Source organism: Klebsiella sp. GW_Kp181, from assembly GCF_040062315.1.
In the GTDB taxonomy this organism is placed as follows: domain Bacteria; phylum Pseudomonadota; class Gammaproteobacteria; order Enterobacterales; family Enterobacteriaceae; genus Klebsiella; species Klebsiella oxytoca.
The window spans coordinates 60,124-75,379 of the sequence record NZ_JBEAFR010000082.1; the positions used below are offsets into that span (position 1 = coordinate 60,124).

14 protein-coding genes are annotated in these 15,256 nt (G+C 58.8%); 8 read left to right on the forward strand and 6 right to left on the reverse strand.

From position 1 onward, the window contains the following. Positions 1 to 24 precede the first annotated feature (24 nt). A complete protein-coding gene (pykF, locus tag ABLV11_RS23195; protein ID WP_004102909.1) occupies positions 25 to 1,437 on the reverse strand; it encodes a pyruvate kinase PykF in 1,413 nt (470 codons plus the stop codon). A 509-nt stretch (positions 1,438 to 1,946) separates the two neighbouring features. Here pykF and fumD point away from each other — a divergent pair. After that, complete coding sequence (gene fumD / locus ABLV11_RS23200; protein WP_004102907.1) at positions 1,947 to 2,159, forward strand: fumarate hydratase FumD; 213 nt, start codon at positions 1,947 to 1,949, stop codon at positions 2,157 to 2,159. Positions 2,160 to 2,184: 25 nt separating this feature from the next. On the opposite strand, the gene ABLV11_RS23205 is transcribed toward fumD, so the two are convergent. Beyond that, positions 2,185 to 2,823, reverse strand: coding sequence for a TetR/AcrR family transcriptional regulator (locus ABLV11_RS23205; RefSeq protein ID WP_004102904.1), 639 nt, complete (start codon positions 2,821 to 2,823; stop codon positions 2,185 to 2,187). A 126-nt stretch (positions 2,824 to 2,949) separates the two neighbouring features. On the opposite strand from ABLV11_RS23205, the gene ABLV11_RS23210 reads away from it, so the two are divergent. The 4 genes from ABLV11_RS23210 (at position 2,950) to ABLV11_RS23225 (ending at position 7,870) form a co-directional block, all read left to right on the forward strand. Beyond that, positions 2,950 to 4,806, forward strand: a complete 1,857-nt coding sequence (locus ABLV11_RS23210; RefSeq protein WP_023321172.1) for a sugar phosphate isomerase/epimerase and 4-hydroxyphenylpyruvate domain-containing protein — start codon at positions 2,950 to 2,952, stop codon at positions 4,804 to 4,806. Positions 4,807 to 4,882: 76 nt separating this feature from the next. Continuing rightward, positions 4,883 to 6,202, forward strand: coding sequence for an MFS transporter (locus tag ABLV11_RS23215; protein ID WP_004102899.1), 1,320 nt, complete (start codon positions 4,883 to 4,885; stop codon positions 6,200 to 6,202). A 31-nt stretch (positions 6,203 to 6,233) separates the two neighbouring features. Further along, positions 6,234 to 7,070 (forward strand): shikimate 5-dehydrogenase, encoded by an 837-nt coding sequence (locus ABLV11_RS23220; RefSeq protein WP_017145699.1) that lies wholly within the window; start codon positions 6,234 to 6,236, stop codon positions 7,068 to 7,070. A 59-nt stretch (positions 7,071 to 7,129) separates the two neighbouring features. Continuing rightward, the gene (locus ABLV11_RS23225; protein ID WP_126489241.1) at positions 7,130 to 7,870 is read left to right on the forward strand and encodes a substrate-binding domain-containing protein; all 741 of its coding nucleotides are present in this window, start codon (positions 7,130 to 7,132) and stop codon (positions 7,868 to 7,870) included. Here ABLV11_RS23225 and ABLV11_RS23230 read toward each other — a convergent pair. The 4 genes from ABLV11_RS23230 to ABLV11_RS23245 form a co-directional block, all read right to left on the reverse strand. Next, positions 7,854 to 8,603 carry an ABC transporter ATP-binding protein gene (locus ABLV11_RS23230; protein ID WP_004102894.1) on the reverse strand — a complete coding sequence of 250 codons (750 nt, stop codon included), beginning with the start codon at positions 8,601 to 8,603 and terminating at the stop codon, positions 7,854 to 7,856. The genes ABLV11_RS23225 and ABLV11_RS23230 overlap by 17 nt on opposite strands. Then, on the reverse strand, positions 8,603 to 9,607 hold the full coding sequence (locus ABLV11_RS23235; RefSeq protein WP_023321168.1) for an iron ABC transporter permease: 1,005 nt from the start codon (positions 9,605 to 9,607) through the stop codon (positions 8,603 to 8,605). Before ABLV11_RS23235 ends, ABLV11_RS23230 begins: the two co-directional genes overlap by 1 nt. After that, positions 9,600 to 10,658, reverse strand: a complete 1,059-nt coding sequence (locus tag ABLV11_RS23240) for an ABC transporter substrate-binding protein (protein WP_126489240.1) — start codon at positions 10,656 to 10,658, stop codon at positions 9,600 to 9,602. The genes ABLV11_RS23235 and ABLV11_RS23240 overlap by 8 nt, the downstream gene beginning before the upstream one ends. Before the next feature lie 97 nt (positions 10,659 to 10,755). Further along, positions 10,756 to 11,562, reverse strand: coding sequence for a DNA-binding transcriptional regulator (locus tag ABLV11_RS23245; protein ID WP_126489239.1), 807 nt, complete (start codon positions 11,560 to 11,562; stop codon positions 10,756 to 10,758). Between the two features lie 190 nt (positions 11,563 to 11,752). Here ABLV11_RS23245 and ABLV11_RS23250 point away from each other — a divergent pair, with 190 nt between their 5' ends. The 3 genes from ABLV11_RS23250 to mhpC are packed head-to-tail and all read left to right on the forward strand — an operon-like array spanning position 11,753 to position 15,247. Continuing rightward, positions 11,753 to 13,417 (forward strand): bifunctional 3-(3-hydroxy-phenyl)propionate/3-hydroxycinnamic acid hydroxylase, encoded by a 1,665-nt coding sequence (locus tag ABLV11_RS23250; RefSeq protein ID WP_126489238.1) that lies wholly within the window; start codon positions 11,753 to 11,755, stop codon positions 13,415 to 13,417. A gap of 1 nt (position 13,418) precedes the next feature. Then, entirely contained in the window at positions 13,419 to 14,363 is a 945-nt protein-coding gene (gene mhpB, locus ABLV11_RS23255) for a 2,3-dihydroxyphenylpropionate/2,3-dihydroxicinnamic acid 1,2-dioxygenase (RefSeq protein ID WP_004102884.1), read from the forward strand. Positions 14,364 to 14,380: 17 nt separating this feature from the next. After that, positions 14,381 to 15,247, forward strand: coding sequence for a 2-hydroxy-6-oxonona-2,4-dienedioate hydrolase (gene mhpC / locus ABLV11_RS23260; RefSeq protein ID WP_348855841.1), 867 nt, complete (start codon positions 14,381 to 14,383; stop codon positions 15,245 to 15,247). Positions 15,248 to 15,256: the final 9 nt, after the last annotated feature.

The window sequence follows — 15,256 nt, forward strand, 5'->3', positions numbered from 1 at the left end:
AAATACTAATTAACCTGTAAATTATTACAGCACGTGCACGGAAGCGGTATTGGTGGTTCCGCTCGGGACTAATGCGCCGGAAACCATAACAACCACGTCGCCTTTGCGCGCCAGGCCGCTCTGCAGCGCCAGCTCTTTACCGAGGTGATAGAAAGCGTCGGTAGAGGCGATCTCTTCAACCAGCTGCGCTACCACGCCTTTGCTCAGCACCAGCTGACGCGCGGTGGTTTCGTTGGTGGTCAGCGCCAGGATGGTTGCATCCGGGAAGTATTTACGTACGGCGCGCGCGGATTTACCGCCCTGGGTCGCGACGACGATCAGCGGCGCTTCCAGTTTTTCAGCCGTTTCAACCGCACCGCGGCAGACCGCTTCGGTGATGCGCAGCTTACGGTTATCGTTGTTGTACTCAAGACGGCTGGTCATCACGCGGTCGGTACGTTCGCAGATGGTCGCCATGATGGTGACCGCTTCCAGCGGATATTTACCTTTTGCGGATTCGCCTGAGAGCATGACAGCATCGGTGCCGTCGAGGATGGCGTTAGCCACGTCGCCCGCTTCCGCACGGGTCGGACGCGGGTTTTTGATCATGGAATCCAGCATTTGGGTCGCGGTAATAACGACTTTACGCGCGCGGATACATTTTTCGATCATCATTTTCTGCGCGAAGATAACTTCTTCAACCGGGATTTCAACGCCCAGGTCGCCACGCGCAACCATGATGCCGTCAGAAGCTTCGAGGATTTCATCGAAGTTGTTCAGGCCTTCCTGGTTTTCAATTTTAGAGATGATCTGGATCTTCTCGCCGCCGTGAGCTTTCAGGTGCTCGCGGATTTCCACGACGTCAGAACGCTTACGGATAAAGGAGGCCGCAACAAAGTCCACGCCCTGCTCGCAACCGAAGATCAGGTCCTGTTTGTCTTTCTCAGCCAGCGCCGGCAGAGCGATAGATACGCCCGGCAGGTTAACGCCTTTGTTCTCGCCGAGGTCGCCGTTGTTCAGCACTTTACAAACAACTTTGTTACCTTCGATCGCGGTGACTTCCATACCGATCAGACCATCGTCGACCAGTACGGTGTTGCCGACGCTCAGGTCGCTGGTGAAGCCTTCATAGGTCACCGCAACGATTTCGTTATTACCTACTACCGATTTGTCGGTGGTGAAGGTGAAAGTCTGGCCCGCTTTCAGGGAGACGTCGTTACCGCCTTCCAGCTTAATGGTACGGATTTCCGGACCTTTGGTATCCAGAAGGATTGCCGCTTTCTTGCCCGTTTTGCTCATCACATTGCGCAGGTTCTGGATGCGCTGGCCGTGTTCCGCATAGTCACCGTGAGAGAAGTTCAGACGCATAACGTTCATACCGGCGTCCAGCATTTTGGTCAACATCTCTTCGGATTCGGTTTTCGGACCGATGGTGCAAACAATTTTGGTCTTTTTCATGACAGTTTAATCTTTAAGTTGTGAAGGATAGGGATGGGGAATCTGACTCCGTGGGCGTACTGCCGCAGAGTTAAACCTGTATTACGAAAGTTGCTATGCCACGCTCTAAGGATAGGTGACAACAAAAGAGCGTGCAGAAGAATGTGTGCTGGCGGTTCAGCCCATGAAAAGAGGCAACGTGTTATGCGTTTAGTCATGCAATCCAATGCGCTGAAACCATTCAATAAGAATTTGCCGGGCATTATACGTTGCCCAATCCAAAAAAGAAAATGAAAACCATGTTTCATTTCTATAGTTATATACTTAACAAAATGCAAACTAAACCTACGCTTATGCGCAACACATTTTTTCATCAGCTGACAAGAAAAAGCGGGCGGAAATGCGGATTTATTCACAACTTTGCCAGCAAAAATACGTCGCTGAGTCGAAATCACCGCGCTGGTTTGATTTAAGCGGGAAATATATCAATAATGATTTGATTGATAATGAAAATTTGAGAGCCAAATAGCATGGGAAACACAGCCAAAGATGAGGCGCTGTATCAGGAAATGTGCCGCGTAGTCGGTAAAGTCGTGCTTGAGATGCGCGACCTGGGTCAGGAGCCAAAGCATATCGTTATCGCCGGCGTGCTGCGTACCGCCCTGGCAAACCCGAAGGTCAAGCGCTCAGCGCTGACGCAGGAAGCGATGGAGAAGGTGGTCCATGCGCTTTCCGGCAGCTAGCCGGACCTGCGCGTTTCCCTGAGCTTTATGAAATCACAAAGCGTATCACCGCTTTGACGGCAATATCGCAGTGGTGGGCGACCATCGCTTCATCATCAATGGCCGGCATCGGGTCGTCCAGATAGAGGCTGCTAAAGGTATAAAAGTTCGACACCTGATAGAAGCTAAAGCTGCTGATCAATCGATGCACATCGCGCGCCTCCAGACCCGCCTGAAACACGCCTTGCTGCTGGCCGCGCTGCAGAATATCTTCCAGAATCGACAGAGCGGTACGGTTTAGCGGTTTCAGCTGTCCGGAGCTTTTCAGCCACTTGCCGCGCTGCATGTTTTCCATACAGATAACCCGCATATAGTCGGCGTGCGTGGCGTGATAGCGCACGCTCCACTTTACCAGCTGCACCAGCGCCTCAACCGGCGGCACGTTTTCCAGCCCAAGCTGCTGCTCGGTTTCGCGGATCCTCGCGTAGACGTGCTGGAGCACGGCCTGATAAAGCTGCTCTTTGGTCTTGAAGTAGTAGACCACCATGCGTTTAGTGGTCTGCGCTTCGGTGGCGATTTGCTCCATTCGCGCGCCCGACAAACCGTGCTCGGCGAAAACGGTAATAGCGGCGGCGAAGATCCGCTCCTTAAGCGATTGTGCTTCATCATGAGCAACGGCAGACATAACGGCTCCTTTTCTTGAGATGCAAAAAATACACATATTGATCACAATTTTGCAACCAGCCATGGCGCAATTGAACCAAATGATTCATATTCAGGTCATTAAGTCAGCTCATGACCCGAGGACACTATGTTGCGCTCGATCGCCACCGTCTCGATTTCCGGTACCTTACCCGAAAAGCTCCATGCCATCGCAGCGGCGGGCTATCAGGGCGTCGAAATTTTTGAAAACGATCTGCTCTATTATACCGGTACGCCGGCCGATATCCGCCACCTGGCGGCTGATTTAGGGCTAAAAATCACGCTTTTTCAACCGTTTCGTGATTTTGAAGGCGCCAGCCGCGCCCAGTTCACCGCTAATATGGAACGCGCCAGACGCAAATTTGCGCTCATGCATGAGCTGGGCTGCGATACCATGCTGCTGTGCAGTAACGTTCAGCCGGACTGTTCCGCCGACGTCGAACTGCAGGTGGCCGATTTACGCGCTCTGGCTGAGCTGGCGGAGCAGGAAGGTATCACCATCGGCTACGAGGCGCTGGCCTGGGGCACCCACGTTAACCGCTGGCATCAGGCATGGGCGCGGGTCAAACGCGTCGATAGCCCGGCGCTGGGTATTGTGCTCGACAGTTTCCACGTGCTGGCGCGCGGTGACACGCTGGCGCAGCTGGCGGACGTGCCGCTGGAGAAAATCACCTTTGTACAGATGGCTGACGCGCCACTGATGAAAATGGATATCCTCGAATGGAGCCGCCACTTCCGCTGCTTCCCCGGTCAGGGACAGCTGCCGCTGGTGGATTTTGCCTGCGAGATTATCCGCTGCGGCTATCGTGGCCCCTGGTCGCTGGAGATTTTTAACGACAGCTTCCGGGCTTCTCCCAACGGTGCGACGGCGAAAGATGGCTATCGCTCGCTGCTGTGGCTGGAAGAGCAGGTCCGCCACCGGCTGCCGGAAAGCCGCGCGCCGCTGTTTGCACCGGCTGAACTACCGGTCTATGCCGGGCTCGAGTTTATCGAGTTTGCCGCCACGCCATCGCAGGCGGGAGTACTCGGAGACAGGCTGGCGCAGCTCGGCTTTGCCGAAGAGGGGACGCATCGCTCAAAACGCGTCTCCCTCTGGCGCAACGGTGGGGCGCGGGTGGTGGTTAACGCCCAACCGCATAGCTGGGCCGACCATTTTCATCAGCGTCACGGAGTCTCTCTCTGCGCTATGGCGCTACGCGTCAGCCAGAGTGCGGCAATCGTCGAGCGCGCCCGCGCCTTGGGCTATGCCACCTGGCAGGGCGATGCCGGTCCCAACGAAAGCCCAATCCCGGCGGTTTGCGCCCCGGACGGCAGCCTGATTTATCTGATTGAAGTGGGCGACGATATCTACACGCGCGATTTCCATCTGCGCACGGACGTCACGCCGCGCGACGATTATTGTGGTATCGATCACCTGGCACTTGGCATGGAGTCGGATAGCCGCGATAACTGGATCATTTTTTTCCGCACCGTATTCGGCTTTATCCTTGAGCATGAACAAACGCTACCCGATCCGTACGGGCTGGTGCGCAGCCTGGCGGTACGCAGTCCGCAGGGCGACATCCGCTTTGCGCTGAATATTTCGCAAAGCCGCGCCACGCAAATTGCCCGTTCAGTGGCCTGTTATCAGGGGGCAGGTTTACAGCACGCGGCTTTTGCCTGCCGCGATTTATCCTCCACGCTTGCAAGCGTGCCCGAGGTTGCCGTCAATGCGCTGCCGATTCCGGCGAACTACTATGAAGATTTGCTGGCCCGTTATGGGAAAGATGTTCCTGTTAACTTGTTGAAGAATCATCAAATTCTTTACGATCGCGATGGCAGCGGCGGCGAATTTTTCCACCTCTACACCCGACCGATTGCGGTGGGACGCTTTTTCTTTGAACTGACCGAGCGCCGCAACGGTTACGCACTTTATGGTGCTGTAAATGCAGCTGTACGCTTGTCAGCAATGCAGTACACCGAGTAATGTAGCAGATGGTTCACCACTCAACGTTGCAAACACAATAACAATATCCGGCTGTACCCTATGACAGGAAACGACTATGAACTCTTATAGCCACAATCACCCGACGGCGGCGGCCGCGTCCGGCGTGAGGCCCTCCCGGCGGCGTATCGGTATTCTTGCGCTGCTGGCCGTCGGCACCATGATCAACTATCTCGACCGTACGGTGCTGGGTATCGCCGCGCCGCAGCTGACCGCTGAGCTGGGTATTGATGCCGCAATGATGGGCATCGTGTTCTCCGCCTTTGCCTGGACCTACGCGCTGGCGCAGATCCCCGGCGGCATCTTCCTTGACCGCTTCGGCAACAAAGTGACCTATTTTCTGGCGCTGACCCTGTGGTCGCTATTCACCATGTTCCACGGCCTGGCGGTTGGCCTGAAAAGTCTGCTGTTGTGCCGCTTTGGCCTCGGCGTCAGCGAAGCGCCCTGTTTCCCGGTGAACAGTCGGGTGGTGAGCGCCTGGTTCCCGCAGCAGGAGCGGGCGAAGGCGACGGCGGTCTATACCGTCGGCGAATATCTCGGGCTGGCCTGCTTTTCGCCGCTGCTGTTCTGGATAATGGGCAGCTTCGGCTGGCGCGCGCTGTTTATTAGCGTCGGCGCGGTCGGCGTGATGTTCGCGCTGGTGTGGTGGCGCTGCTATCGCGAGCCGCATGAAGATAAACACCTCAATCAGCAGGAGCGCGAGCACATCGTCAACGGCGGCGGAATGTCCACCGGCGCAGAGCAGCATACCGCCTTTAGCTGGCCGTTGATTCGCCAGCTGCTGGCGAAAAGACAGATTCTCGGCGCCAGCATCGGGCAGTTTGCCGGTAATACGGTGCTGGTCTTCTTCCTGACCTGGTTTCCAACTTATCTGGCCACCGAACGCCATATGCCGTGGATTAAGGTCGGCTTCTTTGCCATCATGCCGTTCCTGGCGGCGGCGGGCGGCGTGATGTTCGGCGGCTGGGTCTCGGATAAGCTGCTGAAGGCCACCGGTTCGGCGAATCTCGGGCGTAAACTGCCGATCATTGCCGGTCTGCTGATGGCGAGCACGATTATCTCCGCCAACTGGCTGACCAGCGATCTGGCGGTGATTCTGGTGATGTCGTTCGCCTTTTTTGGCCAGGGGATGGTGGGCCTGGGCTGGACGTTAATTTCCGATATCGCGCCGAAAGGCCTTGGCGGTCTGACCGGCGGCTTGTTTAACTTCTGCGCTAATCTTGCCGGGATCCTGACGCCGCTGATCATCGGTTTCATCGTCGCGGCCTCCGGCAACTTCTTCTACGCGCTTGTTTATATCGGTGGTGCTGCGCTGCTGGGCGTAGCGGCATATGTGTTTATTTTGGGTGACGTCAAGCGTATCGAACTTTCGCAGTAACGTGATGCAGTCGTTGTTAAAGGAGCAAGGAATGGTGATTAGTGGAAATACGCGGCTGATAGCGCATCTTGGCTATCCGACCGCGAAGTTTAAAGCGCCGATGATTTATAACCCGTGGTTTGCCGATCGACAGGTTGACGCCAAAGTAGTGCCGATGGGTGTGAAGACTGAGGACTACGCCGCCTTTGTCCCGATGCTATTTAAAATGACCAATATTATTGGCGCGCTGGTCACCATGCCGCACAAAATCGCCACCTGCGGGCTGGTGCAGCATCTTAGCCCGACTGCGGCAATTGCGGGCGCCTGTAACGCGATTCGCCCCGAAGCCGACGGCTCGCTCAGCGGTGATATGTTTGACGGAGAAGGCTTTGTTCTCGGTATCCGGCGCAAAGGGTTCGCGACGCAAGGGGCGCGGGCGCTGGTGGTGGGCAGCGGCGGCGTCGGCTCGGCCATTGCCGCATCGTTGGCGGCAGCGGGCGTCAGCGCCCTGACGCTGTACGACGTCCGCCCGCAGACGGCGGAAGCGCTGGCCGGACGTCTGCTCGAGCACTATCCTCGGCTGGATATCACTCTGATGCAGCGCGACCCGCAGGGGCACGATCTGGTGGTCAACGCTACGCCGCTGGGTATGAAAGAGGGCGATCCGCTGCCGCTGGACCCGCAGCGCCTGGCGCCGGGCACTTTTGTTGGCGAAGTGGTTATGGCCCAGGAATTTACTCCGCTACTGCAGGCCGCGCGGGCGGCGGGCTGCCCCATTCAGCGCGGCACCGACATGCTGTTTGAAATGATCCCGGCCTATCTGCGCTTCTTTAACCTGCCGGTGGCAACGCCGGAACAGCTGCGCGAACTGGCGGAAATTGGCTACTGAAATGATCTGAACCTGCGTTATTATAGCGCTGTATTTATGACTATATAGCGATGGTTCTTATGACTCCCTCCCTAAAGCTGCTGGCAGCGGGAAGCCTGAAAAGCGCTTTCATTCCGCTGCTGGCGCGCTTTCAGCAACAGACCGGCATTCCGGTCGACGTCCATTTCGGTCCGGCTGGTCTGCTGCGCGAGCGCATTGAGGCCGGAGAGCCGTGCTCCGTGTTCGCCTCGGCCAATAGCCATCATCCGCAGGCGCTGCGTCAGGCGGGGCTGGCCGGAGAGTGCTATTGGTTCGCCCGAAATCAGCTGATGCTGACCGTCCGGCGCGACGCGAAAACCGAGGCGCGGGAGTGGCTGACGCTGCTCAGCGACCCGGGCTTGCGTCTGGCAACCTCAACGCCGGGCTGCGACCCTTCAGGCGACTACACCTGGCAGCTTTTCTCCCACATTGAAGAGCGCTGTCCCGGCGTCGGTGCCGCCATCATGGCGCGCGCGCGTCCGCTGGTAGGCGGCCGAGACTCCCTGCCGGTGCCTGCGGGAGAAACCGCCGGGGCGTGGCTCATTCGGCAAAATTTAACCGATCTGTTTATCGGCTATGCGCATTACGCCGCGCAGATGGCGGCGTGCGGCGATCTGCGTACGCTGGTTATTCCGCCGGCGTGGAATGTTCGCTGCGATTATCAACTGACGCAGATTGAACAAAGCGCCGGGGCGCAGCGTCTGTGCCGCTTTATCCTCGGCGCGGAGGGCCAGCATTTTCTGAAAAACGCCGGCTTTTTAGCCATCAACGGCGAATCGTAAACTGCGGGGCCAGCAGCGGCAGCGCCGAGCCCGGGTGACAGATTTTGCGTACCGCCAAACCATACGCGCGCTGAAGATTCTCTTCCGTCAGTACGGCGGTGGATTCTCCCGCCAGCCATTCACCGTCGGGGAGCAGTAGCAAAGTCTGGTTCGCTACCTGCAGGGCGTGGGTGGGATCGTGCGTGGTAAACAGCACCGTCCGCTTCTGGCGATATGCCAGGTCGCTAATCAGCTGCAGCACCAGCTGCTGATTGGCCAGATCCAGCGCCGAGCAGGGTTCATCCAGCAGGATATTCTGGCTAGCGCCCACCAGCGCCCTGGCGATGAGTACCAGTTGCTGCTGGCCGCCGGACAGCGCACGGAACACCTTGTCGGCGAGCGTCGCGATCCCCAGCTGCGCCAGCGCCTCCTGGACCTGGCGCTCGTCGTCCGCCGATGGCTGAGCGAACAGGTTAACGTGGCGCGCCCGCCCCATCAGCACCACGTCACGTACCAGCCAGCTAAAGGCTGGACGAAAATGCTGCGGCACGATGGCGATACCGCCGGTGCCGGTAAACTGGCCGCCGAGCGGCGCCAGGACGCCGGTCAGGGTATCAAGCAGGGAGCTTTTGCCGCGGCCGTTGGCGCCAAGTACCGCCCAGATATCACCGGAGCGGCACTGCAGGTTCAGCGGGGCGAATAGCGGTCGGCTATAACCGTAGAGCAGGTTGCTTAAATTCAGGGAAAGGGTCATCAGCGCGCGCCCGTGCGTCGCGACTGCACCAGCAGCCAGGTGAACAGCGGCGCGCCAAGCAGCGCGGTGATAATACCAATGGGAATTTCGGCCTGGGTTAGCGTGCGGGCAAGGTCATCGACGACGATCATAAAACCGCCGCCGAGCCAAAAGGCGATAGGGAGAAGACGCCGGTGATCGGCGCCGGTCAGCAGCCGCGCCAGATGCGGGATCACCAGCCCGACCCATGCGATGCTGCCGCTGACCGCCACCTGAGCGGCGACCAGCACCGCGCAGCATACCAGCACCCCGCGACGCAGCGCGGTCACCGAAACGCCCAGCCCGCGGGCATCTTTTTCCTCCAGCGCCAGCAGGTTAATCCGCCAGCGGAGCCTGAACAGCACCATCGCGGCGCAGGCTACCGGTAGCGCCATCAGCAGGACTTTATGCCAGCTGGCGGTGGCAAAGCTGCCGAGCAGCCAGAAGACGATATTCGGCAGCGTTTCTTCGGTATCGGCCAGATACTGCATCAGGCTCACCAGGGCGGCAAAAAAGCCGCTGAGGATAATTCCTGAGAGGATCAGTACCAGGGTACTTTCGCGCCCCTGCAGCGCGGCGATTAGATAGACCAGCATCAGCGCGGCAAGGCCGAATAGAAAGGTCGAGGTCATCATCAGCGCGGCATTGAGTCCCAGCAGAATCGCCAGCGTCCCGCCGAAAGCGGAGCCGGAGGTGACGCCGATGATATGCGGGTCGACCAGCGGGTTCTGGAACACCCCTTGTAAGGTGGCCCCGCACAGCCCCAGCGCGCCGCCGGCCAGCAGCGCCATCACGATCCTCGGCAGTCTGACCGACCACACCACCTGACCGGCGACGCCGTCGAGGGGGGAAAGATGCGCCAGCTGGCGAAAAACCTCCGCCAGGCTTAACGGATACTGCCCGAGGCAGATAGAGGCGAGTGCAATCATGAGCGTTACCAGCGCGAGGGTACAGTGCAGCAGAGCCGGATGACGATGACTAAGCATCCGGCGACCACTTCACGCGGTAGAAACGCTGATAGTACTCCTGCGCCTTCGCATCGACATCAATGGTGTTATAGCGTGATGGATAGAGCTTTTTCGCCATCCACAGCTCGCCAATCGCCAGCGCCTCCGGCATCGGATAGCCCCAGGCCTTGGCGTACTCCGGCATCAGCCACACGCGATGGTTTTTGACCGCGTCAATGCTCTGCCACTGCGGGTCGTTTTGTATCTGTTTGACCACCTCCGGGTAGCGGTCCTGAACGAAAATTACCTGCGGATCCCACTGTAGTACCTGCTCCAGCGAGACCTGGCGCGCCCCCTTCACGCTGGCGGCGGCTACGTTCAGCGCTCCGGCGTGCTTCATCATCAGGCCGGTATATTTGCCCGAACCGTAGGTGTTGAGATCCGGATTGGCCATATACACCCGCACCCGCTCATTTTCCGGGATGTCGGCAACCGGCGCATTGGCCAGACTGCGCGCGCTGAAGGTGTAATCAATCAGCTGTTCGGCCTGATCCTGGCGACCGACCACTTCGCCAATCAGGCGGATCCCCTTTTTCAGCCCCTCATTGTAGGCCTGCTCTTCATTGGCCATTGTCGGGTTCATTTTGTTTTTCTCCCCTGCGGCATCCTGGCGCAGAGAGATCGCCACCACCGGGATCCCGGCGCTCTGGATCTGCTGGATCATCGCCTGCGGCGCATAGTTGGCAACGAAGACTACCTGCGGATGTAGCGCCAGCAGGCTCTCGATATTGACCTGGGTGAGATCGCCTGGCATCGGCAGTTTTTCAATGTTCGGCATAAAGCGCGCAAACTGCGGGCCAAGCTGTTTTTTCCAGCTGCTCAAGACGCCGACGACGTCGTCAGCAGCATTAAGTTGCACCAGCAGGTTTAAAGTTTGATGCTGGAGCACCACGACGCGGGTGACGCGGTCGGGGAGGGTGACTTCACGGCCCAGCTGGTCGGTGAGGGTGCGATCGGCAAAGGCCTGACCGGTGAACAGGCTGGCGCTTAACAGCGCCATAGCAAAGAAAACGCGCGGATGTCTGGACATGATGGGCTCAGCGGCAAAGGAAAAATCGTTGTATATTAAAATATATAACGAGTCCGGGCGCAATGGCTGACGGGCGATTTACCCCCTATGGACAAGGTTATTGGTAAAACACCTCTTCATCGGACATCCGTTCTTCTATGCGGGTAGCGACCTTCTGCAGCGAGGCGAGATACTTTTGCGCCGCCTGGTCAATGGTCATGGCTTTGGCCATATAGACCAGGTTCAGGCAGCCGATAACCCGCTGCTGGCGGCGAACGGGAACGGCAATGGAGGCGATTTTTTCCTCCTGCTGCCAGCCGCGAAAGTTTTCACCGTAGCCGTTTTGCCGGGTGCGTTCGAGAATGGCGGCCAGTTTTTCCGGCTCGCGCGCCAGCTGATACTCCGCTTCCGGGCGGGCAGCCAGCATATCGATGATCGGGCGTCGTTCGTGTTCCGGCGCGAAAGCCAGCCAGGTTAACCCGGAGGCGGTCAGCAGCAGCGGCAGGCGGCGGCCGACCATTGCCCGGTGGAAGGAGAGGCGGCTGAAGCGGTGGGTGGTTTCGCGCACCACCATCGCATCAACGTCCAGGGTGGTGATATCGGTCGGCCATAAAACCTCGCGCAGCAGCTCGCCAAGCAGCGGCGTGGCGAGGGCAGAAATCCAATGTTCGTCACGAAATCCCTCACTTAACTGACGCACTTTAATCGTCAGGCGAAAGCTGTCATCGGAGCGGCTGCGGCGCACGTAACCCTCATCCTGCAGCGTTTCCAGCAGCCGCCTGACGGTCGTACGATGCAGACCGCTAAACTCGGCCAGGGTGCTGACCGTCGCGCCTCCGTCGAATTTATTTAACAAATTTAATAACAATAATCCGCGGCTCAATCCGCGTACCGTTTTGTATTCCGCCGACGAATTCTCGTTCATGCATCCTCAATAAAAATCAGTTTAAACAAGCTTGTGCACCAGGTGCACATCAGGTGATGTTTTGATTGTAGCGTAAATCGCCAACCCTATACTGACCTCACAATAAAAATAAATTCACATTTAGTTAACAAATTGCCTCGCTGACATTAGTGCAGTGGCGGCAATTTGTCCGAAGCGTGAGGTTTTGAAAATGACAACATCCAATCCTGATATCCAGCCCGCCGTACAGCACAGCGCGCAGGTCGCGATTGCCGGCGCCGGCCCGGTTGGCCTGACGATCGCCAACTACCTCGGGCAGATGGGCGTCAGCGTGGTGCTGATCGAGAAGCTCGAGTCGCTGATCGATTATCCCCGCGCCATCGGTATCGACGATGAGGCGCTGCGGGCGATGCAGTCCGTGGGGCTGGTAGATAACGTGCTGCCGCATACCACGCCGTGGCACGCGATGCGCTTTCTCACCCCCAAGGGGCGCTGCTTTGCCGATATTCAGCCGATGACCGACGAGTTTGGCTGGTCGCGCCGTAACGCGTTTATTCAACCGCAGGTCGATGCCGTGCTGTACGACGGACTCAGCCGCTTTCCCCACGTGCGCTGCCTGTTTTCCCGCGAAGTTGAAGCCTTTAGCCAGAATAGTGACGGTGTCACGTTAAATGTTAAAGGCAGCGGCGGCGAGCGGGAAACCGTTCGCGCCGACTGGCTGGTGGCCTGCGACGGCGGAGCCAGCTTTATTCGCCGCACGCTGAACATTCCTTTTGAAGGGAAAACCGCGCCGAATCAATGGATTGTTATCGATATTGCCAACGATCCGCTGGCGACGCCGCATGTCTATCTGTGCTGCGACCCGGTGCGCCCGTACGTCTCCGCCGCGCTGCCGCACGGCGTCAGGCGTTTCGAATTTATGGTCATGCCCGGCGAAACCGAAGCCCAGCTCAGCGAGCCGCACAAGATGCGCCAGCTATTGAGCAAAGTGCTGCCGGACCCGGATAACGTCGAACTGATTCGCCAGCGCGTCTATACCCATAACGCACGCATCGCCGAACGCTTTCGCGTCGATCGCGTGCTGCTGGCGGGCGACGCGGCGCACATCATGCCGGTCTGGCAGGGACAGGGTTACAACAGCGGTATGCGCGATGCTTTTAACCTGGCCTGGAAACTGGCGCTGGTGGTGAACGGCAAAGCCGGAGAGGCGCTGCTGGACAGCTACCAGCAGGAGCGGCGCGATCACGCCAAAGCGATGATCGACCTGTCGGTCACCGCCGGCAACGTCCTGGCGCCGCCGAAACGCTGGCACGGCGCGGTGCGCGACGGAATTTCGTGGCTGCTGAATTATCTGCCGCCGGTCAAACGCTACTTCCTTGAAATGCGTTTCAAGCCGATGCCGCAGTACCGCGACGGCGCGCTGCTGGCGGAAGGCGAAGGCAAAACGTCTCCGGTTGGCAAAATGTTTATCCAGCCGAAGGTCACGCTGGAAACGGGGCAGGTGACGCTGCTCGATGAGGTGATTGGCGCCAGGTTCGCCATTATCGCCTGGGGCTGCAATCCCCGGTGGGGGCTCACCGACGAGCAGATTGCGCTCTGGCGCGCGGTCGGGGTGCAGTTCATCCAGGTCGTGCCGGAAGTGCAGATTCATTGCGATCAGGACAACGTGCCCGGCGTTATCCGCGTGGGCGATACGCAAAACCGCCTGAAAAACTGGTTCGCGCAGCACGATACCGCCATCGCCGTGGTGCGTCCGGATCGCTTCGTCGCGACCGTGGCTATCCCGCAAACCCTCGGCAAAAAGCTCAACGCGCTGGCGAGCAAGATGCAGCTGGCCTCCGCGCAAGCGCCAACCGTGATTGAACAGGTGGCCTGATATGAACGCTTATCTTCATTGCCTCTCGCATACGCCGCTGGTGGGTTACGTTGACCCGGAACAGGCGGTGCTGGACGAAGTTAACGGCACCATTGCCGACGCGCGGGCGCGTATTGCCGCCTTCGATCCGGAGCTGGTGGTGCTGTTTGCCCCCGATCACTACAACGGCTTTTTCTACGATGTGATGCCGCCGTTCTGTTTAGGCATCGGCGCAACTTCTATCGGCGATTTCAGCAGCGCCAGCGGCGTTCTGCCGGTGCCGACGGCGCTGGCGGAGGCCTGCGCCCACGCTGTGATGAAGGAGGGCATCGATCTGGCGGTCTCCTACTGCATGCAGGTGGATCACGGCTTCGCGCAACCGCTGGAGTTCCTGCTCGGCGGGCTGGATACGTTGCCGGTTCTGCCGGTGTTTATCAACGGCGTCGCGTCGCCGCTGCCGGGCTTTCAGCGTACCCGCATGCTGGGCGAAGCCATCGGCCGCTTTCTGACCACCCTCAATAAACGGGTATTAATCCTCGGCTCCGGCGGCCTGTCGCATCAGCCGCCGGTACCGGAGCTGGCGAAGGCCGATGCCCATATGCGCGACCGGCTGCTGGGCAGCGGCAGGCAGCTGCCGCCGGACGAACGGGAACTGCGCCAGCAGCGCGTGATTAGCGCGGCGAAGCAGTTTATCGAGGATCAGCACTCGCTCTATCCGCTCAATCCGGTCTGGGATACCCGCTTCATGAGCCTGCTGGAGCAGGGGCGGCTGGCGGAGCTGGACGCCGTCAGTAACGAAGAGCTGTCGGCAATGGCCGGGAAATCAACGCACGAAATTAAAACCTGGGTGGCCGCCTTTGCCGCGCTATCCGCATTTGGCCGCTGGCGCTGCGAAGGTCGCTATTACCGACCAATCCCCGAGTGGATTGCCGGGTTTGGCTCGCTGAGCGCCACAGTGCAGAACTGAATTAACGGGAGAATATGATGAGCTACCAACCGCAAACCGAAGCCGCCACCAGCCGCTTTCTCAACGTGGAAGAGGGCGGAGAAACATTACGCATCCATTTTAATGACTGCGGCCAGGGTGACGAAACCGTGGTGATGCTGCACGGCTCCGGCCCCGGAGCTACCGGCTGGGCCAACTTTAGCCGCAATATCGACCCGCTGGTGGAGGCGGGCTATCGGGTCATTCTGCTGGACTGCCCCGGCTGGGGGAAAAGCGATGCTATCGTCAATCTCGGCTCCCGCTCCGACCTGAACGCCCGGGTGCTGAAAAGCGTCATTGATCAGCTGGATATCAGCAACGTGCATTTGCTGGGCAACTCGATGGGCGGACACAGCGCGGTGGCCTTTACCCTCAGCTGGCCGGAGCGCGTCGGCAAACTGGTGCTGATGGGCGGCGGAACCGGCGGCATGAGCCTGTTTACGCCGATGCCGACGGAAGGCATCAAGCTGCTGAACGGCCTGTATCGCGAACCGACCATCGAAAACCTGAAAAAGATGATGAACATCTTTGTTTTCGATACCCGCGATCTGACTGACGCCCTGTTCGAAGCGCGTCTTAACAATATGCTATCGCGCCGGGAGCATCTGGATAATTTCGTCAAAAGTCTCGAAGCCAACCCGAAGCAGTTCCCGGACTTTAGCCCGCGTCTCGGCGAAATCCGCGCGCAGACACTGATCGTCTGGGGGCGTAACGATCGCTTCGTGCCGATGGACGCCGGGCTGCGCCTGCTGGCGGGCATTAACGGTTCTGAACTGCATATCTATCGCGACTGCGGCCACTGGGCGCAGTGGGAGCACGCGGAGAGTTTTAACCAACTGGTGCTCGATTTTCTGGCACGTGCCTGAGGAAGCCGA